We start from the raw sequence: 20,708 nt of genomic DNA on the forward strand, positions 1-20,708 counted from the left end.
TACTGTATGAAAAAATTAATATTTACCGCAATAAAAAAGCGCTGGCTTTTTGTGGCCTTATTTGTGCTTCTGGCTTTCTTTGGTTACTACTCCTGGAAACAATTATCTATTGAAGCCTATCCCGATATTGCCGATGTAACTTCGCAGGTAGTAACACAGGTTCCGGGCCTCGCGGCAGAAGAGGTAGAACAGCAGATCACTATACCCATTGAGCGTTCATTGAACGGGTTACCGGGCATGCACGTGATGCGCAGCCGCAGCCTTTTTGGCCTTTCCCTCATCACACTGGTATTTGATGATGGGGTTGACGATTATTGGGCCCGGCAAAGGATACAGGAGCGCTTGGCCGGTGTTCAGCTACCTTTTAGCGCCGTTCCTGGTCTTGATCCTTTAACCTCACCAACCGGCGAAGTATACCGGTATATTATCGAAAGCACCAACCATGATCTGAGGGCTTTGACCGATCTGCAGCAATGGGTGATCATCCCCCGCATTAAACAGGTTACTGGCGTGGCCGATGTAGCCAACTTCGGTGGCATCACCACACAGTTCCAGGTAGAGATTGATCCGGACAAACTGGCTCAATATCATCTTTCGCTTACCGATGTGCAAACCGCCATCAATAACAATAATACCAACGCTGGTGGTAGTGTTTTAAATCGTGGCGAACAGGGATACGTGGTAAGAGGTATAGGATTGGTAAAAGATCTTCAGGGACTTGGCGATGTTGTTGTTAAATCGGTTAACGGCGTACCCGTTCTGATCAAAGATGTAGGTGAGCTTAAATTTGGCACCCTGGAACGTAAAGGGGTGCTGGGCTATACCGATAGAAAGGTTGATCATAACGATGGCATTGAAGGGATCGTGGTAATGCTGAAGGGGCAGAACCCCTCTGTTGTGTTGGAAGGTATACACCAGGCCGTTGATAATTTGAATAAGAACATACTTCCCGAAGGCGTTACCATCAGACCTTATCTCGACCGCACAAACCTCATCAATAAAACCCTGGATACCGTTTCCCATACGCTTTTAGAAGGGATGGCCCTGGTAATCATTGTGCTCATTGTATTTTTGGGTAACTGGCGCGGTGCACTCATTGTGGCCATCACCATTCCGTTGGCTTTATTGGTCGCCTTTATTTTGATGAAGTTTACCAATATCCCGGCTAACCTGCTTTCCCTGGGTGCCATTGATTTTGGGATCATTGTAGATGGCGCCATCGTAATGATGGAAACCATCCTTAAAAAAAGAGAAAAAAATCCTGACGAGGTACTGGAAGAAACAACCATAAGCGCAAGAGCGCTGGAAGTAGCAAAACCTATTCTTTTTTCTACCATCATCATCATTACCGCATATTTGCCCCTATTCTCTTTTGAACGTGTAGAGAAGAAACTTTTTACTCCGATGGCTTTCACCGTAGGTTATGCGCTTTTAGGTGCATTAGCCGTAGCCTTATTGCTTATTCCGGGTTTAGCCTATGCAGTGTATCGTAAACCAAGGAAGCTTTACCATAACAAATGGCTGGAGTATCTGTCGGCCAAATATGAAAGCCGGATCACTAAGATCATGAATAAACCCAAGCGGGTTTTCATTCCTTTGGCATTGGCTTTCGCAGGTGCGGTTATTTTGTCGGTAACGGTAGGTAAGGATTTTTTACCTCCTTTGGATGAAGGCTCCATCTGGCTGCAAGTTTCTTTGCCGCCGGGCATAACGCTTCAAAAGTCGCAGCAAATGAGCGATGCTTTGCGGGCTGCAACACTTAAACATCCCGAAATTACTTATGTAACGGTTCAGGCGGGCCGCAATGATGATGGTACCGATTACTTTACTCCTTCGCACTTTGAAGTCTCAGTGGGCTTAAAACCATACAACGAATGGGAAGGTGGCAAAACCAAGTATGATCTGATCAATGAATTATCAAAAGAATACGCAGCCATGCCCGGTTATTCAGTCGCTTTTACGCAGCCAATGATCGATGGGGTAATGGATAAAATTGCCGGAGCCCATAGCGAACTGGTGCTGAAAGTTTTTGGCAATGATTTCAAAGAAACCCGCCGCATTGCCGAAGCTGCGGTATCTACCCTACAAACGGTGAAAGGCGCGGTTGATATTGCTATAGACCAGGAGCCACCGCTTCCGCAATTGCAGATCAAAGTAAACCGGGATGCTGTGGCAAGATACGGGCTAAACATGAGTGATGTAGCCGAGTTAATTGAGGTGGCTATCGGCGGTAAAGCAGTAGCCCAGGTTTTTATATCAGATAAGGTTTATGATGTGATTTGTCGCTACAAAGAAGAAAGCCGTAATACTCCCGAAAAAATCGCCAACCTGATGCTCACTTCCCAAACAGGCGCTAAAATACCTTTATCACAAGTGGCCGAAATAAAAACGGATATAGGGGAAAGTTCTATTTCCAGGGAAATGAACCGTCGCCAGCTTACTGTACGTCTTAATTTAAGAGGAACTGATTTGTCGACTTTTTTAACAGAAGCCCAGGCAAAAATAAACCAGCAGGTTAAATACGATAAAGAAAAATACCAGATAGCATGGGGCGGTCAGTTTGAAAATCAAAATAGGGCCTACGCAAAATTGGCAGTTATTGTCCCCCTGGCTTTGGCTATCATGTTCCTGTTACTTTATGGGGCTTTTGGTAAATTCAGGCAGGCAGGACTTATTTTAAGCATCGTCCCACTGGCTTTATTCGGTGGCATGTTGGCCCTAAACGTGCGCGGCATGACGTTGAACGTGTCTTCGGCAGTAGGGTTTATCGCCTTGTTTGGTGTCGCTATACAAAATGGCGTTATTTTGATTTCGCATATCAATGATCTGCGTAAAAAAGGCTCCGACATACTCCATGCGGTAATACAGGGAACAAGGCATCGTTTCCGCCCGGTATTAATGACAGCCACCGTTGCAGCTTTAGGCTTGCTCCCAGCCTCATTAGCTACAGGCATCGGGTCCGACGTGCAGCGACCATTGGCAACAGTAATCGTTTACGGTCTTTTTGTGGCCACAGCTATTACCCTGTTTGTTTTGCCGGCTTTGTATTACCTCATAGAAAGCAAATGGGGCAATCATGATTTTCAACCCTCAGCAAAAGAAGCATAACTATCAATATTTATGAAACTCATCTTCAAATACATTTTAACGTTTGCAATTGCCTTTGGTATTGCCGTTAATGTTTATGCACAAATAGATACTAATTTAACTTATTCCAAAAAGTTATCTCTCGTGCCGTATCTTAACCTGGTAGGTAAACAAAACCTGGGCCTGTTGGCACAACAATATAATGTCAGCATTGCCGAAGCTGGTATAGAAAGCGCTAAAGTTTTCCCTGATCCTCAGCTAACTGTAGGAGCCTACAATAACCAGGAAAAAAAACTTCATTTAGGCCAAGGTGTAAATTTTAGTTTGGGAGCTACGCTTGAATTAGGAGGCAAGCGTAGCGCCAGGATTAACCTGGCCAAAAGTCAGACTGAATTGAGCAGGGCATTGTTGACCGATTACCTCCGGAACCTTAGGGCAGATGCCGCTTTGGCTTATTATAACGCCATCCAGCAAAAGGACTTACTTCGGGTACAGGAAAACTCATATCAAACCATGAAGCATCTGGCCGATGCCGATTCTGTTCGTTTTAAACTTGGAGCTATTGCTCAGATAGATGCCAGGCAGTCTAAATTAGAAGCTAGTAGTTTTCTTAATTCCGTTATCCAAAATGAATCCGACTGGAAATCGTCCCTGGTACAACTGAGTGTATTTACCGGGAATAAGGATATGGATACTTTATTTGTTCCTACCAAAGGTTCTGATAATCTGGAAAGAGCATTTGTGCTGACTCAATTAATTAACAATGCCCAAAATAACAGAGCTGATGCTGTGGCGGCGCAAAACAGCAAAACTGTTGCTGAGAAAAATCTGTCGCTGGTAAAAGCAAACCGGATAATTGATTTAGGGGTAAACACCGGCATGCAATTTAGCGGAGCATCTACCAATGAAATTGCACCTACCCCTACTTATCACTCTGTTAATGCAGGACTCAGTGTTCCATTAAAGTTTTCCAATCATTATAAGGGAGATTTGAAAGCCGCTCATTTTGCCATTCAACAGGTAGCCGTTCAATACGACCAGGTTTTACAGCAGATCCAGGCAGATGTGATCCAGTCGTACTTTAATTATAAATCGGCTCAAAAACAGGTTCAGCAGTATAAAAATGGTTTAATAGCAGATGCCGAGAAAGTGTTGAATGGTAAAATATATAGTTATAAACGCGGTGAAACCTCCTTACTGGAAGTGTTGAATGCTCAGCGAACCTATAACGATGTACAAGAGAGCTACTATCAGTCTTTATACAATTACGCAGCTGCATTGATCACGCTGGAACGTTCGTCAGGCATTTGGGATCTTCAATGATTCCCTCTTGCTTTATTCTTTCTATGCTATTTTAAGGTGCATATAGCTTAAAAACAAAAGCCCTTCAAATGATATCATTTGAAGGGCCTTATTATTATCGAGGCGGAATGGACGGGACTCGAACCCGCGACCCCATGCGTGACAGGCATGTATTCTAACCAGCTGAACTACCACTCCGTTTTTGGGTCTGCAAATATACGCAGCTTTTTGTATTACGCAAATGGTTTTGAAAAAAAACTTATTTATTATGGATACATTACTCTTTCCTGGGGATATTATGTATAATCCGTTATTATCATTAGCTTTTATAAACAACTCAATACCAAGTCAAAGCAATTGCAATTGCTTCAATAATTTTCATTTAAGGCCTTCTAAACTTTTTTTAATTTATTTTACACCAAAGGTAAAATACCGGCTGCCAGCATCTCCATTTGGGGTCAATCCCTGTATTAAACCTATAAATTTCCCGGTTTGATCAGAGGTATAAAATGACAATTGCCCTTTGCCATCAGTGTTGATATTGACATTAGGTTGCCAAAATAAAAGATTTCGAAAATCAGGTATCCGGCTTTTGACCACCTCTTCCGTATCATAAACCGGCGAATAAAACTCCCGCTGCAGCTGCAAACCTTCGTAATCAAGTACCACGGCGTGCGGATCCATTTCAACCCCTCCCAGGTCGCCTTTATAAGTTGTATAGCTTAGTATACCTTCCTGCACCGATGGACCATAATAATATCTATCTCTGATTACTTCCAGTTTTTTAACCTTCAATGGGTCGATAGCTATTACTTTATCTATATTGAACACAGGCACATCGTCAAGCATAACCAAGGGGTCACCATCCAAAAATCCTTTGTCATTCAATACTTTTATATGATATCTTTTATGTGACTGTACAACATTCACCTCCCTTATGTATTCGCGCAGTACCTCTTCCATCGTAGTAAAGCGGGTATAGTTATCTAAAAGATACGTTTTATATGGCTTTCCGAAAAAACCGGAGCTATCAACTCCTGGGTCATAAAACTGCTTTATTTTATTGCCTGCATATATATTTTGCACCTGCATAGCCAGACTATGCTCTTCCAACGTTTTTTGCATACCTGGTGTTATATTTATCCCTGGCATGTTATATTTTGTATACTGCTCAGAAAAAGGGCTTAAAACATCTATACGAAAAGTAGAATCCCGTTCTGAGTTTGTTTGAGCAATAATTTCGCCAGGGCCAAACAGTTGTTTAGTATTAAATATCAACCGACCCAATGAATCGCTTTTTGATGCATATAACTGAACTCTTTTTCCCGGAACGCTTAAATAAACTAATATATCTTCTGCAGGATGACCTGTAATGGTATTAGTTACCCTAGCGCTTATCAGATGGTCGTTATACTCCGGTAAAAAATTAAATGCTGCAGACTTACCGTTCAATATATTATTCCACTGAAATCTTCTCCAACCTTGTGTAAGCATCAGGTTATCCAAGGCAGCATCTGTTTCTGTGTTAATGTTTTTAAAATAATAACCAGGTGATTCAATATTTCCGCGCAGATCCGATTTCAGCCATAGGTAGTTCACAATATCGCCCTCATCTGCATGCTGTATCGTATCGATCCGAAAAACGGACAGGGATAAATTGGCAGGTAAGGGGCTTCCTGCTGCACCTTTAGTTCCAATATTTATATTGACTTTTTGGCGTGTTGCGTATTGTGCCTGATCAGCAGATGCCTCGATGAATAGTTGTTGTTTAGGACGTTTAAAATAAAGTCGTTCGCAAACGGGTTGTTTGGCGTTGTTAAAAATGGTAATGTGCGATATCCCTTCACCAAGTTTTGCCTTATCAATTGTAAAACTGGCCATTCCAGAGCTAATTCCGACACTTTCGGCTATTTTAACTACTTGCCTGGTGTGCGCAAAAAGATACACTTCTCCACTACTGATACCGGCAACATTTACCGTGACTTCCAGTTGCCCACCATTCTCTTTCAACTGCATAGTGTAACCCCGACTATTGATAGCCGGTAGTTCTTTAGCAATTATGTTTCCCGTCGTTGTTTTAATAATAGCCTTGTACGTGCTATTCATATCGGGGTTGAAGGTAAAGCTCCCCATACCAAATTTCAGTGGTTCAAACCGGGCTACCGTGTCATTATGATCATTAACAATAAAGCCCTTATAAGCTTCCAATCCCAGGCCATTGGGGGTTGTTACTTTAAAAGCTACTTTACTGGCAATACCACTGATCAAATTTCCTCCTTCAGGGAAGAACTGCACGTCATAATCGACCTGTGTTTGGGGAGTTTTTGCCTCCGGCGTTCTTAATGGATTAACGACAAGGATTGTTTTCTCAAAATAATAATCAGGGCTAAAATTTTTCATCCAGTTGGTGTAACCTCTTAATTTATAATTACCGCTACTTAATGACACCGGTATATATAAAGACCCGCTTCCTACACCATTTTTCATGGCAATTTTTGCTTGCAATACCCCATTCTGCTCATGATCAAGCACATCTATGTATACAACCTTGCTTAAATTGATTGGCTTATGATGGTTAGCATCAACGTTATAAATTTTAAACCAGATGATCTCGCCGGGCAAATAAGTGCTCTTATCTGTATGTACAAATATTTTTTCTTCTACAACTTCGCGCTGGTATCGATTAAAGTTATTGGCAATTTGATCAAATGCCTGTGCGGAACAACTTATATGGAGCTGCAATAAACCGGTAATTAATAAAGCTATGATTTTAGCAATCGCCTTAACTTTTTTCATAACAGATGCCTGACATTTAGTTCTATATTTATATAGTAGTATACTTATTTATCAATTGTCTATCCAGAATGAAGGCTTCTGTACTTTCCCCCGTATCGTACAGTCTGCACAACTTTGGGATGAATAAGTATATCCTGCTATTCCAAATTGGGTATATATTGCGTCTACAGGTATTCCTCCGCCCTGAATAATATAGGATAACACATCATTTGCTCCTGTTTTGGGATGCGAAAAAAAGGCAGAATCGGGCATGCCGCAATCATAAGGATACTTCTCTGTCCAATTATTTGGTAGTTGCCCCTTATTGATGTATATTCTTTTCGATTGTGAATTGGTAATACTTATATACCCAATCACCGGCTCTGTGGGATCGTTTATATTATGAATATTTCCCTGTAATTGAGTAGGCTGCGCATCAAATATACTACCCAATTGTTCGGTATTTTTTTTTAGGTTTTCCCAAAACTGATACGCGGCCTTGGTTAGTGCATATTGCTTAAGCAATATGCTATACCGTAATTCCAACTTTTCTGCATCTGATGATATGGTAGTTATAGGACTCTGAAATATGACATCCTGCGTGAGCTTTTCTGATGAACCTAACACTATATTGCTGGATTTGTCATTCGCATAGCAATAATATATTGCTTCGTTAGCGTGTCTTATTCTTACTTCATTACCATCAACAATAAAGCTTGATTGAAATTTGGCATGAAAACGCCAGGTTTCCGAATAATCCCACCGGTAGTAGCGGGTATTATTTGTTGCATCATGCGTATTGGCATATATCTGCAGGTAATTACTTTTGGGAGTAAAACCAACACTATCAATAGGCGGCGTTGGTTTTACCATTTCATAATCTGATGCGTATTGCTTGCCATCTGGGGTTGTAATATGTAATCTGTATTTTTTTGAAGGATCAAGATGCATAGGGCCAATATCATATATGCCGTTCCCTTCTGATTGCAGAGCATAACTATTGCCCTGTTCTCCTTCTACAACCACGGTGTAATTGGCTACTAATTGCGTACTTACATTTTCTGATAACTTCACTGTTCTGCTCAGGTTAATTATAGTAGAATCATTACCGCTGTTAATTACTCCCTCTACAACCAGGTAATGATTATCGCTACTCACAATAGGTGGGTTATATGGCTTTTTACAGCTAACTATAACTGCAAGCACCGTGATATAGATAAATCTGTTTATTTTCATTTGTTTAAAACCTGATATTATAATTAATAAATGGTATCGGCTTAGCAAATATGGATAGCTTGTAACCACTGATAACACCATTTTGCGCTGTAAAGTAAGCCGAATACGCATTTTGCCTTCCGGTAAGATTATAAACTCCTAGAGTGAATGAATTATGTGTTCGCTGATGTATCTTATGATTGCCTTCGATATTCATTGAAAAATCCGACCTGAAATAATCTGGTATACGGTAGGCATTTCTGTCTGAATAAAATACTCTTTCAGAACCTCCATATTCATACTTAGCAATAGGCAAGGTAATTGGTCGGCCAGTACTATAAGTTACATTTAATGATACGCTGAACCTGTGCGAAAACCGGTAATTACCAATAAAATTAAAATCATGTGGTTTATCAAAATTGGCTGGGTAATAGGCCCCTCCATTAATTAGTTCACCTTCATTCACATTATCCTGTCTCAAAAATGTACGTGAGTAGGTATAGCTGATCCACCCGTTGGCTTTGCCAGTTGTTTTCTTGATCAGGAACTCAATACCATAGGCCTTACCCTGCGTTCCCAACACATCATTCTCAATATGATGGTTAAGTAGCAGATTAGCGCCGCTTCTGTAATCCAAATAATCCCTTAATCGTTTATAATAAACCTCAACCGATGTTTCAATAGTATTTGCTTTAAAATTACGATATAAGCCTAAGGATACCTGGTCGCCATATTGGGGTTTAATGTTCGGGTCGCTCAGCTGCCATACATCGGTTGGTGCTATGGCCGTGGTGTTTGAAAGCAGGTGTATATATTGCCTCAAGGTATTATATCCCGCTTTTACCGAAGTATTATCGCCCAGGTTATATCGCGCCGAAAGCCTGAACTCGGGTCCGGAATACGTTTTGATCACTTTGTTTTTAGCATAGGTAGTACTATCTACAAAGTTTGCGCTTGTTTTTGGCAAATTGGGGGCATAATTATAAACCGTTTGCGGACCCAGGTAATTATAAAGCGAATACCTGATACCGGCGCTTAATGAAAGATCGTCGGTGATATCATATTTATCCCCTACATAAGCCGCGCTTTCCAAAGCCTGCTGTGCCGGCACTACGTCGGGCGCTACTAATGATTTTACATCATTGGGCTGTAAATTACCCGGATGTAATTTGTAGTAAATAGTACTTACACCAAAATCAACCGTATTTTTCCGATTAAGGTAATAAGTAAAGTCGGCCTTAAGATTGGTTTGATTGATATCAAAATTAAGTTTGTAGGCATTTACCACGTTATCAAAACTGGCTATATCATATTGATACCTGTCGATGCCGGTTGTTATCAAACTAAACAGCTTATCGTTAAAGTTATGTTTCCATTTGATATTGATATTCCTGTTACTGTAACTATAGGCCGTGTCGCTGTTAAGTTTAAACTTATCGTGGCTCAGGTAACTGGTCAAATAAAGATTATTTTTATCATCTATCTGGTGGCTTATATCAAAGTTAAGATCGTAGAAGGAGGCCTGGCTATGTTTATATGCGTCGGGCAATAGCTTCAATAACCAATCGGAGTAAGTGATACGTCCACCAAATATAAATGAGGTTTTATCTTTAATAATAGGCCCTTCCACATTGAGCCTGCTGGTTATTAAGCCAATGCCAGCCGATCCGGTAAATTTCTTTTTATTGCCTTCCCGATCTGTTATATCTAATACAGAAGACAGGCGTCCGCCAAATTTTTCAGGAATGCTACTCTTGTATAACTCAATATCTTTTACAATGTCGGGGTTAAATGCGGAGAAGAAACCAAAAAAATGCGATGGATTATAAATAGTAGCATCATTAAGCAATATCAGGTTCTGATCGGCAGAGCCTCCGCGGACATTAAAGCCGGTTGTAGCCTCACCTACCGACTGTACACCGGGCAACGTTAATACCACCCGTAATACATCAGCTTCACCAAATACCGTTGGCACCTGTTTAATACTTTTAATATCAAGCCGGTTTACACCTAATTGTACATTACGAACATTGGCTACCTTTTCGGCAGATATTTTTACTTCTTTTAAACTGGTTACCTGTTCCTGCATTTCAATGATCAGTTTACCATCAGCATACAATATTATCTGACGCCGCGTATCACGCATGCCAATGCCCCTTATGCTTAGAATTTGCCGTCCTTTGGGTAATACCATGGTAAAGTATCCAAACTGGTCTGTAGCCACACCGGTTTTGGTATTGGTAACATAAATACTAGCGCCTACCACTGATTCGCCCGATTTACCATCACGCACATATCCCGATAAGGTAGCCTTGCCGGGTTGAATGGTGTTTGTTTTAGTACCTATTTCATATAATTTATTTTCTGTAGTAGCTTCCGGAACCTTTTTTTCTTTTTCATCAGTAAAATCAGCTACGGTATTATTAGGTGTAGTATTTATAGACTCTTTTGTTGCAGATAGTGCTGCTCCCGGTTTATTGCCGAAAAAGCCAGCAGGTAGCCTGGTTTGTATCTCGCGTCCGCGCGTAAGAAATACCTGACGCTGTGCGGTAATGGCGTAATGAAAATCAGTGTTTTTAAAAGCCATATCCAGCACAGTTTCAATCGGCTTATTATTTACTTCAACAGAAATTTTTAAACTATCGAATTGAATGGGGTTATAGTAAAAATGAAATCCGGTTTTTGTTTCCAATTCAGTTACAAATTGATCAATGTTTACCTGTTGAACATTTACACTTATTGATGTTGTTGTACCCTGCTGGGCAAAACCCAGCTTAGTAAGTATCAAAAAACAGAAAACCAGAAAGTAAATTTTTTTCATCGGCAATTTTATTTTTTTAACCGTATCAGTAGCAAATCAATTAACATCCTTATCATCAGGATACTATTTTACCGCCTGTGTTTAGTATATATTATCTGGATAACTCATCATACCGGCTAGCTATAGCAACCATAGCTTCTTCCGGGCCTTTCCGATATTTGATTCTATTGGCTTTGATGTATTGCTGCAGCTCTTTCTTTTTATCTTTTAAAATATCAAGCAAGGCTCCCTGCCCGCTAATGCTGTAATAATTACTACCTTTCTTCAGGAAAAAACTTTTACTTGATGAAAAATATGTTTCGATAGTACTTGAAACAGAGGTTGTTTGGAGTGATTTTGAGTACCTTGCCAGCACAACAACATGGCCATGATATAACTCATCATAAAAACCTGCGTCTATACCAGCATTAGCATGCAGTGAATCTGCTATGATATTTACAAAATGATGGCTGAGCAGATCAAAATGCTCAACCCGCTCATTTAACAGTGTAAACATGGAGAATTTATTGTACAGGAGTACCACCACAACGTTTTTATTCAGATCGTACATCATGGGTACATCTTTAAAAAATAAGCCATCGTAAGTGACTGTGCCGGGAGTAAATTTATTGATATCCTGGAAATAGGCGTTTCCTCTGATGCCTGGATTATACGGTTCATATTCAACCCCGTTATATAAGCGTGATTGTTGGCCAATAGCAGTATTGTAGGCATCTGCAATGTGCGTCATAGCAATGCGCTGTTCAGATGTATCTGCTGATAAAGTTTGACCCAGGGTTTGTTTCGTAATAAAGAAGAGAATGGTTACGATAACACCCAGCAATAGTTTTCTGATCATTTAGGTTTTATAAAGAATGGAATTTACGTTACTTTTAATTAAAAATCAAAGAGTTACGAAAAATAGTTAAGCTCGCCCTTTCATTGTATTAATTATGTTACAATAACTAGGCGCGCAAATGATATCTCTACATGGCGCTAAACCGATTAAAGAAGACCTAATGGCACATTATAGTAGCCCGGCAGATAATCATAACTGATCTCAATCCAGAATGAAACGCCAATATTACACCTATATTGATTAAACCGGCGATCAAAATATCTGTCTATCAGGTATAATAAACTAAATAAGAATTTTATGAAAGCTCTAAAAATATTAGCGGTTGTATTATTTGCAACATTTACATACACCGCAGCCAGCGCGCAAACACATCATCGTCGTCATGTGGTGCACCGTCATCACCATCATGTGGTACATCATCCGCGTCATCACAAAATGTAAAATAAAAAAGGCCCTTAAAAGGGCCTTTTTTATTTTACAATATTGAAAAGCTGTTATTACAACTTACGTTTCACTTCTACATTTTCATAAGCTTCAACAATGTCACCTACTTCAATGTTGTTAAAGTTTTGGATGTTCAAACCGCATTCATAGCCGGCATTTACTTCCTTCACATCATCTTTAAAGCGTTTCAGTGAAGCCAGTTCACCAGTGTAAATTACCACGCCATCGCGGATGATACGGATTTTGCTGTTGCGGTTAATTTTACCATCCAACACCATACAACCTGCAATGGTACCCACTTTGCTGATCTTGAAGGTTTCACGTATTTCCACATTGGCAACAATCTTCTCTTCAAATGTTGGTGCAAGCATACCTTCCATCGCGGCTTTGATCTCGTTGATCGCATCGTAGATGATAGAATACAACCTGATGTCGATTTGCTCAGCCTCGGCCAGTTTACGGGCACTTCCTGACGGACGAACCTGGAAACCGATAATGATCGCGTCAGACGCGGAAGCCAGCAATACATCAGATTCAGAGATCTGACCAACAGCTTTAGATATAATATTAACCTGTATCTGCTCGGTTGATAATTTCAGTAATGAATCGGATAATGCTTCGATAGATCCGTCCACGTCACCTTTAACAATAATGTTCAGCTCCTTAAAGTTACCAACTGCCAAACGACGGCCGATCTCATCCAGAGTGATGTGTTTCTGGGTACGTAAACCTTGCTCACGCTGTAATTGCAAACGCTTGTTGGCAATTTCACGGGCTTCAACTTCACTTTCCAGCACGTTAAATTTATCACCTGCTGTAGGCGCACCCTGCATACCCAATACCTGTACCGGTGTTGACGGCCCTGCAGATTCAACCCTTTGGCCACGCTCGTTAGTTAAAGCTTTAACACGACCGCTGTAACAGCCTGCCAGTATCGGATCGCCCACTTTTAAGCGACCGGCCTGTACCAGGATCGTGGTAACAATACCACGGCCTTTATCCAGAGCAGCTTCAATAACAGTACCTACGGCACGTTTATTGGGGTTAGCTTTCAGTTCAAGCAATTCGGCTTCAAGCAATACTTTTTCTAGAAGCAGCTCAACGTTTAAGCCTGTTTTTGCAGATATTTCCTGGGTTTGGTATTTACCACCCCACTCTTCCACCAAAATATTCATAGCCGAAAGCTGCTCACGTACCTTATCGGCATTAGCGCCTGGCTTATCAATTTTATTGAAGGCAAAAATAATAGGTGCTCCGGCAGCTTGCGCGTGGTTTATAGCCTCGCGGGTTTGTGGCATCACGCTATCGTCTGCAGCAATTACTATAATTACAATATCAGTTACCTGTGCACCCCTTGCACGCATGGCGGTAAACGCCTCGTGACCCGGAGTATCCAGGAAGGTAATTTTACCTTTATCGCCAGGCAGGGTTACCTCGTAAGCACCAATGTGCTGGGTAATACCACCGGCTTCGCCGCCTATTACGTTGGTTTTACGTATAAAGTCGAGCAGGGAGGTTTTACCGTGGTCAACGTGTCCCATAATGGTCACTATCGGCGCACGTGGTACCAGATCGGCAGGATCATCTTCCTGCTCCAGATTGGCTTCCTCATCCTGTGGTTTTACAAATTCTATCTGGTAACCAAACTCATCGGCAACAATGCTTAGAGTTTCGGCATCAAGTCTTTGGTTAATAGATACGAACAATCCCAGGCTCATACAGGTAGATATAATCTGCGTTACAGATACATCCATCATCAATGCCAGTTCGTTAGCGGTTACAAACTCAGTAACCTTTAATACCTTCGACTGTAATTCTTGCTCCAATGCCAGTTCTTCGGCACTAGAGGCCACATCATCACGTTTTTGACGACGGAATTTGGCTCTCTGCGCGAATTTACCCGACTTACCAGCTCCGCTTAAACGGGCCAGTGTAGCCTTGATCTGGTCTTGTATATCTTTTTCAGATGGTTCCTCTTTTGGTGTATTGTTTTGAGGGGCGTTACGGTTGTTCCTGAAGTCAGGACGATTGCCGCCTCCACCACCATGGTTAGGCCCACCAGCATTCGGATTATTACCACGGTTCCGGAAGTCAGGACGGTTTGGATTAATGGTTCCGCCTGCTGCAGGTGGATTATTATGCCCTTGTCCCTGTCCCTGCTGCGGTTGCTGGTGATTGCCACCGCCTTGATGACCGCCGCCATGCTGAGGGTTACCCTGGTTATCTTTACGTTTTCTTTTGCGCTTATGATCAGCGTTGTTAGCGTTTGATGATGATGCCACCGGATTACGCTTAGGAGCGTTAACAGGTAATTGTATTTTACCAATTACGTTAGGCCCTGTAAGTCTTTCGGCTTTTGCCCTGATCACATCAGGTTCCTGATTTTCATCAGCAGCAGCTTCAACTACCGGTGCCTGTACAACCGGGGCAACCGGTGGTGTTACCGGGGCTTTTGGTTCTTCAGCTTTTGGAGTTTCAACAACAGGCTGTGGCTTTGGCTCTTCCACTTTTGGAGCCTCCGGGGCTTTTTCTACCGGCGCTTCGGCCTTTGGTTCCGGTTTGGGCTCAGGAACTACCACTTCTGGTTGTTTAACAACCTCTACTGGTTTTACTGGCTCTGCCGGTTTTTCAGCCACTGGCTGAGGCTTCGCATTCAGGTTATTAAGGTCAATTTTACCCACTACCTTAACACCCGGCAAAACGTCATTACGTTCGTCAGTTTTTTCGGCAACTGGTTCAACAGGTTTTGGTTTTTCTGCCTGCGGCGAAGCATAGTGACCTGTGTTTTTGATCAATATCTCTTCGTTCTCAAAATCTCTTGAACGGCGGTTTTCAACCGGTTTTTCCGGAAACGCAGCAGGCTCTTCTTTTCTGATCTTTCCGATACTGATCTGCTTCGCTTCCTCCTTAATACTTTTGTCAACAGCAAACTCCTTCAACAATGCGGAGTACATGTCGCTATCCAGCTTCGCCATAGGTTGTTTTTCAACCTTATAGCCCTTTGTAGCCAAAAAATCGACAATGGTACTCATACCAATGTTGAGTTCTTTTACTGCTTTAATTAATTTTATTGATTTGTCTTCTGACATTTATTATAATTTCTCTGCTTATTATCGCAAAAATACGATTTTAATTTTGGTTTCTATGCTTATTCAAACTCAGCACTCAATATTGATAACACTTCTTTTACAGTTTCTTCTTCCAGATCTGTACGTTTTACCAATTCGCCTACTGTTAAAGCAAGTACCGATTTCGCGGTGTCTAAACCAATTCGTTTAAACTCATCAAGAATCCAGCTGTCAATTTCATCTGAAAACTCTTCGATATCCACATCCTCGTCATGCTCGTCTGCTTCGCGGTAAACATCTATTTCATAGCCGGTTAATTTACCAGCCAGTTTAATATTATGACCGCCACGGCCAATGGCCAGTGATACCTGATCAGGCTTTAAATATACTGCCGCTGTCTTTTTATCATCATCCAACTTAATAGAAGTTATTTTGGCCGGTGATAAAGCACGTTGAATATATAACTGAACATTATTGGTGAAATTGATCACGTCAATATTTTCATTTTTTAATTCGCGAACGATACCGTGTATACGTGATCCTTTCATACCCACACAGGCACCTACCGGATCAATACGGTCGTCATATGATTCCACAGCAACTTTAGCTCTTTCGCCCGGTTCACGTACAATTTTCTTGATCGTGATCAATCCATCGAAAATCTCAGGTACTTCCAGTTCAAACAAACGTTGTAAAAACTCAGGAGCGGTACGCGAAATGATGATCTTAGGATTGCTGTTCAGCATATCTACTTTATGTACAACCGCTTTTACGCTGTCGCCCTTTTTAAAGTAATCGGCCGGTATCTGTTCGGTTTTTGGCAGCAATAACTCGTTGCCTTCATCGTCCAGCACCAGGGTTTCTTTTTTCCAAACCTGGTAAACCTCGCCGGTAACAATTTCGCCAACACGATCTTTATATTTTTTGAAGATCTCGTCTTTTTCCAGTTCCAGAATTTTAGAAACCAGTGTTTGGCGGGCGGCTAAAATAGCGCGGCGACCAAAGCTTTCCAGCGTGATCTGTTCAATAAAATCATCACCTACTTCCAGGTCGGCATCAATCAGCTGCGCTTCGGCTAATTCTATTTCCAGGTCGTCATCCTCACTAAAGCCATCTTCCATTACCTTACGGGTACGCCAGATCTCTAAGTCACCGTTATCTGTGTTTACAATTACGTCGCAATTTTCATCGGTGCCATATTTTTTCCTGATCATGCTTCTGAAAACGTCTTCCAGAACGCTCATCATGGTTGGGCGGTCAATGTTCTTGAAATCTTTAAATTCCTGAAAAGAATCAATTAAATTAATATTGCTCATTTTCTACTTGAATGATATTAAAACTTTTGTCTCTGTTATTTTATCCATAGGGATCACGCTTTCAACAGTTTCGGCTTTTTTCCCTTTTTCTTTTACTTTTTCTTCAATAATAACGGCATCTTCCGTTATGGCTGTCAGTGTCCCTTCTCTTTTGGTTCCGTCGGCCATCTTAATGCCTACCGTACGACCAATATTTTTGGCGTATTGCCTGGCCGACGATAGCGGGAAATCAATTCCCGGTGATGATACTTCCAGGTTGTATGCGGTTTCAATCACATTTTCCTCTTCCAGGTGGAAGCCTACATGCCTGCTTATCTGCACACAATCATCAATCCCCAGGCCGTTATCACCATCTACCAGCACTATCAGCTTTCCGTTCGAGTGCATCTTGATGTCCACTATAAACAGATTCGGTTTATCGGCTATCTTCTCCTCAACCAGCTCTCTTACTCTTTTTTCAATATTCATTACCCTCCGGTATTTTGATTGATAATTTGATTGATAAAATAAAAGAGGGGACAAATCGCCCCCTCTTTTATTAATTAGGTGCAAATATACATAATATTATTTGATTTTCAAGCAATTCGCAGCAGTTTATTGCTTAAAATGTTAAATCTATGTAGTGTAAACTACCCGGTCGGTTGCGCCCACCGATAAAATCCGTGAGCTTGTTACCAGAATCGAATTTATAATACCTTACAAAATAAGTTTGATGACTTACAAACGGCGTATCTGGCGTAAAAATAACGGCATCATCGGCTATATGGTATGTACCGGGCTGCATGGGCTGATAATTCTTCATTTCCGTATCAACCGGCATTTTATATACCGGTATTAACCCCTGCCAGTTTGCTCCAGACGAATCACGGGCAATATCCTGTATTACGGCTACATCTAAACCACTTATTTTAACAGAACGCTCCTTGTCAATCTTAACGATATGGATTACGGGAGATTTGGATGTATTGCTACAGCTTATGCAGAAAAGAACCGGAAGGAACCATAATTTTTTCATATTTACTTGTAGAATATTACAAATTTAACAGAACTTGAGCTACGCAATGAAAAATTTCAAACTCAGAGCCGATCAGATCATAGACCTTATACCTCGAATGGGTGGGTGTATGGCTACCGACAAAATCACCGTCGACGGCCTCAAGGTGATATACATGTATCGTGAAGAATCAGACTTCGAGCATGATAGCGGTTGGCGATTCTTTTCGGGCACAGAAGATCAGGACTATGTCGACGATCCGGACAACATAATGATCTACGATGTAAACACCATTGCCAATTACGACAGAGCTATAATTCCATATCTAAATCTTCCTATTGGAACGGAGTTGGAAAGAATAGAGGGAACAGATGAATTTCAAATCATTCCTGGTTAAATCACTTTTTCAGCGTTTGCTCAAATAGCTTAAATATACGCTTGTACTCATCCGTCCAACTGCTGGGTTGTTCAAAGCCATGATCCTCTACGGGGTACGATGCCAGTTCCCAGTTCTCTTTATGCAGCTCAATGAGTTTTTGTGTAAGCCGGATAATGTCCTGATAATTCACATTCTGATCTATCATCCCATGTAGCATCAGCAGGTTGCCTTTCAGGCCATTGGCAAAATAAATGGGCGAGCTTTTACGGTAAGCCTGTTCATCAGTAAAAGGTTCATTTAAAATATTGGATGTATACCCATGGTTATAATGTGCCCAATCGGTTACCGATCTAATGGCGCCGCCGGCGACAAAAACATCGGGTTCGGTAAACATACCCATCAGGGTAATAAAACCACCATATGACCCGCCATATAAACCTACGTGCTTAGGATTAACACCAAATTTTTCAACCAGGTATTTTACCCCGTCAACCTGATCAGTCAGATCTTTACCACCCATGTGGCGATAAATGCCCGTACGCCAGTCGCGACCGTAACCCGCACTAGCGGTATAATCAATATCCAATACGGTATACCCATTATCGGCCAGCATATTATTGAACATAAACTCGCGGAAGTAATAGCTCCAGGAATAAGTAACCTCCTGCAGATAACCGGCACCATGCACAAAAATTACTGCGGGTTTAGCCGGATCTGCCTTTTTGGGCAGATATTGACGCGCATAAACATCAGCTCCGTAACGATTTTTAAAGGTGATGATCTCGGGATCGCGCCATGGATAGGAATTAAATTCTGCCGAAACGGAATGTGTTATCTGTACTGCTTTTGCTCCTGGTTTGTTCGGTTGCAGATACAGCTCCCAGGGTTTGTTGGAATAAGAATAACGGATAGCCAGCCACTTTTCATCGGGCGACAGTGTTACCTCGTTACCACCTTTCATTCCGGTTATTTTTACCGGTTTGCCGCCGCTTACCGGGATGCTGTAAAAATGCGTAATACCCGGATGCTCTATATTCGCGGTAAAGTAAAATGTCTTTTTATCGTTTGATAATTGCAGCGTCTGTACCTCCCATTTGCCGTTGGTCAGCTGTTTTTTTGCGCCGCTCACCACATCAACCAGATAAATATGCGAGTAGCCACTGGCTTCGCTCTGGAAATAAAAATGCGTATCATCTGTAAAGCCCACATTACCCGCAGCGCCGGTTTCAATCCCCGGACCACCGATCCAGGCCTCATCACGCTGACGGTCGAGCAGGGTTAATTTGCCCGTTACCGGTTCAAGGCGCATAATCCATCTGTCCTTATTATCCTGCGCGCTGATCACCACAACCGCATTTTTACCATCTGCACTCCAGAAAGGTCCTTCTATATCTACTTGTCTGTCGGCATTCGCTTTTTTGCGCTCGGCCAGTTCCGTTGGATAATCTTTCAGATAATCGGGCAAATCTTTAATGCCCGGGATGTCCTGGGTAAGCACCGGGTAAACAGCCTGCCGGCGGGTATCAAACACAAACATTTTTGAGGTGGATGACGGCCGGCCAACTTTGGATCGATTTGGGATATCCTCCGTAAAACCGGATGCCGTTACATAATTGGGAACGATAGCATTTTTTACACCATCGGCAGCCCTGGTTAAACGATAGGTAACGTACTTACCATCCGGACTTATTTTTACCAAACCCACACGATCACCGGCCGTAACCAGTTCTTTTAATTGCTGGGGCTCCAGGTTTGCGGTTTGGGCCGAATCCAATTTATCTTCTTTCGCTTCTTTTTTGATGATGTCAAAAAGCTCCAGTTGTTGTTTTTTGAGCCAGGATTGCTCGGCATTCAGCGTTTCAGCATCTTTCTTTTTTTCCGGCGAACGCACAAAATTGGTTAGTTGCTTTAACTGCCCGCCATTGAGTTTCAAGGCAAAAAGATTATTGTTTTGCTTATATATGATCTCCCGCTCATCCCCGCTGAAAATGGGATCGTCCTCGCGCTGCTCGGTATTGGTTAATTGGATAACCTTCCCGCTTTTTATATCAGCCAAAAACAGATCGCCGTTTTTTTCAAAAACTTTCTGCGTATGGCTTTTATTCCACTCTCCATCAGGGGCCGTTAACCCGCGCTGTTCTGCTATACTTACTTTTTGAGGTGTGTTATTGCCGGTAGCAATAGCATATAAGGCGTCTACCTCATCATGACCGGGGTTCCATTTAAAATAGATCTTTTTACTGTCGTCGCTCCAGCGGATGTTGGATGGTGATATGCCTATCCATTTCGGATCGCGCATGATCTTTTCAACGGTCAGCGTATCCAGTTTTTGGGCAAACGCACCTGCAGTGTTAGCTATAAGCAGTAAAGTGATCAGTTTTTTCATGTAGACAGTATGGCAAAACGCCTTAAAATGTCTGCAATTTAGCAGTTTCGGTTATCATTGCTATTTTTAAACATTTTATTGTT

13 protein-coding genes and 1 tRNA gene are annotated in these 20,708 nt (G+C 41.8%); 4 read left to right on the forward strand and 10 right to left on the reverse strand.

Annotated features, from left to right (window positions below):
- Positions 1-6: 6 nt before the first annotated feature.
- Entirely contained in the window at positions 7-3,108 is a 3,102-nt protein-coding gene (locus tag G7092_RS26985) for an efflux RND transporter permease subunit (RefSeq protein ID WP_166094740.1), read from the forward strand.
- Positions 3,109-3,120: 12 nt separating this feature from the next.
- Entirely contained in the window at positions 3,121-4,410 is a 1,290-nt protein-coding gene (locus G7092_RS26990; protein ID WP_166094742.1) for a TolC family protein, read from the forward strand.
- Positions 4,411-4,513: 103 nt separating this feature from the next.
- On the opposite strand, the gene G7092_RS26995 is transcribed toward G7092_RS26990, so the two are convergent.
- The 5 genes from G7092_RS26995 to G7092_RS27015 all read right to left on the reverse strand — a co-directional run bounded on the left by G7092_RS26995 (position 4,514) and on the right by G7092_RS27015 (position 12,038).
- Positions 4,514-4,587, reverse strand: a tRNA-Asp gene (locus G7092_RS26995).
- Between the two features lie 210 nt (positions 4,588-4,797).
- Positions 4,798-7,185, reverse strand: a complete 2,388-nt coding sequence (locus G7092_RS27000) for a hypothetical protein (protein WP_166094745.1) — start codon at positions 7,183-7,185, stop codon at positions 4,798-4,800.
- Positions 7,186-7,236: 51 nt separating this feature from the next.
- Entirely contained in the window at positions 7,237-8,400 is a 1,164-nt protein-coding gene (locus tag G7092_RS27005) for a DUF4249 domain-containing protein (protein WP_166094747.1), read from the reverse strand.
- Positions 8,401-8,404: 4 nt separating this feature from the next.
- Complete coding sequence (locus G7092_RS27010; RefSeq protein WP_166094749.1) at positions 8,405-11,200, reverse strand: TonB-dependent receptor; 2,796 nt, start codon at positions 11,198-11,200, stop codon at positions 8,405-8,407.
- Positions 11,201-11,291: 91 nt separating this feature from the next.
- On the reverse strand, positions 11,292-12,038 hold the full coding sequence (locus G7092_RS27015; RefSeq protein ID WP_166094751.1) for a hypothetical protein: 747 nt from the start codon (positions 12,036-12,038) through the stop codon (positions 11,292-11,294).
- Positions 12,039-12,335: 297 nt separating this feature from the next.
- On the opposite strand from G7092_RS27015, the gene G7092_RS27020 reads away from it, so the two are divergent.
- A complete protein-coding gene (locus tag G7092_RS27020; protein WP_166094754.1) occupies positions 12,336-12,479 on the forward strand; it encodes a hypothetical protein in 144 nt (47 codons plus the stop codon).
- Between the two features lie 56 nt (positions 12,480-12,535).
- Here G7092_RS27020 and infB read toward each other — a convergent pair whose 3' ends face one another.
- From infB to G7092_RS27040, 4 genes are all read right to left on the reverse strand, one after another.
- A complete protein-coding gene (gene infB / locus G7092_RS27025; protein WP_166094757.1) occupies positions 12,536-15,571 on the reverse strand; it encodes a translation initiation factor IF-2 in 3,036 nt (1,011 codons plus the stop codon).
- 59 nt (positions 15,572-15,630) lie between these two features.
- Positions 15,631-16,866 carry a transcription termination factor NusA gene (gene nusA, locus G7092_RS27030; protein ID WP_166094759.1) on the reverse strand — a complete coding sequence of 412 codons (1,236 nt, stop codon included), beginning with the start codon at positions 16,864-16,866 and terminating at the stop codon, positions 15,631-15,633.
- 3 nt (positions 16,867-16,869) lie between these two features.
- On the reverse strand, positions 16,870-17,334 hold the full coding sequence (gene rimP, locus G7092_RS27035; protein ID WP_166094761.1) for a ribosome assembly cofactor RimP: 465 nt from the start codon (positions 17,332-17,334) through the stop codon (positions 16,870-16,872).
- A 133-nt stretch (positions 17,335-17,467) separates the two neighbouring features.
- On the reverse strand, positions 17,468-17,881 hold the full coding sequence (locus G7092_RS27040) for a hypothetical protein (protein WP_166094763.1): 414 nt from the start codon (positions 17,879-17,881) through the stop codon (positions 17,468-17,470).
- 46 nt (positions 17,882-17,927) lie between these two features.
- Here G7092_RS27040 and G7092_RS27045 point away from each other — a divergent pair, with 46 nt between their 5' ends.
- Positions 17,928-18,257, forward strand: a complete 330-nt coding sequence (locus G7092_RS27045) for a DUF2185 domain-containing protein (protein ID WP_166094765.1) — start codon at positions 17,928-17,930, stop codon at positions 18,255-18,257.
- A gap of 1 nt (position 18,258) precedes the next feature.
- Here the strand turns inward: G7092_RS27045 and G7092_RS27050 are convergent, their stop codons facing one another.
- On the reverse strand, positions 18,259-20,625 hold the full coding sequence (locus G7092_RS27050) for a S9 family peptidase (protein WP_166094767.1): 2,367 nt from the start codon (positions 20,623-20,625) through the stop codon (positions 18,259-18,261).
- Positions 20,626-20,708: the final 83 nt, after the last annotated feature.

Source organism: Mucilaginibacter inviolabilis (genome assembly GCF_011089895.1).
Lineage (GTDB): Bacteria > Bacteroidota > Bacteroidia > Sphingobacteriales > Sphingobacteriaceae > Mucilaginibacter > Mucilaginibacter inviolabilis.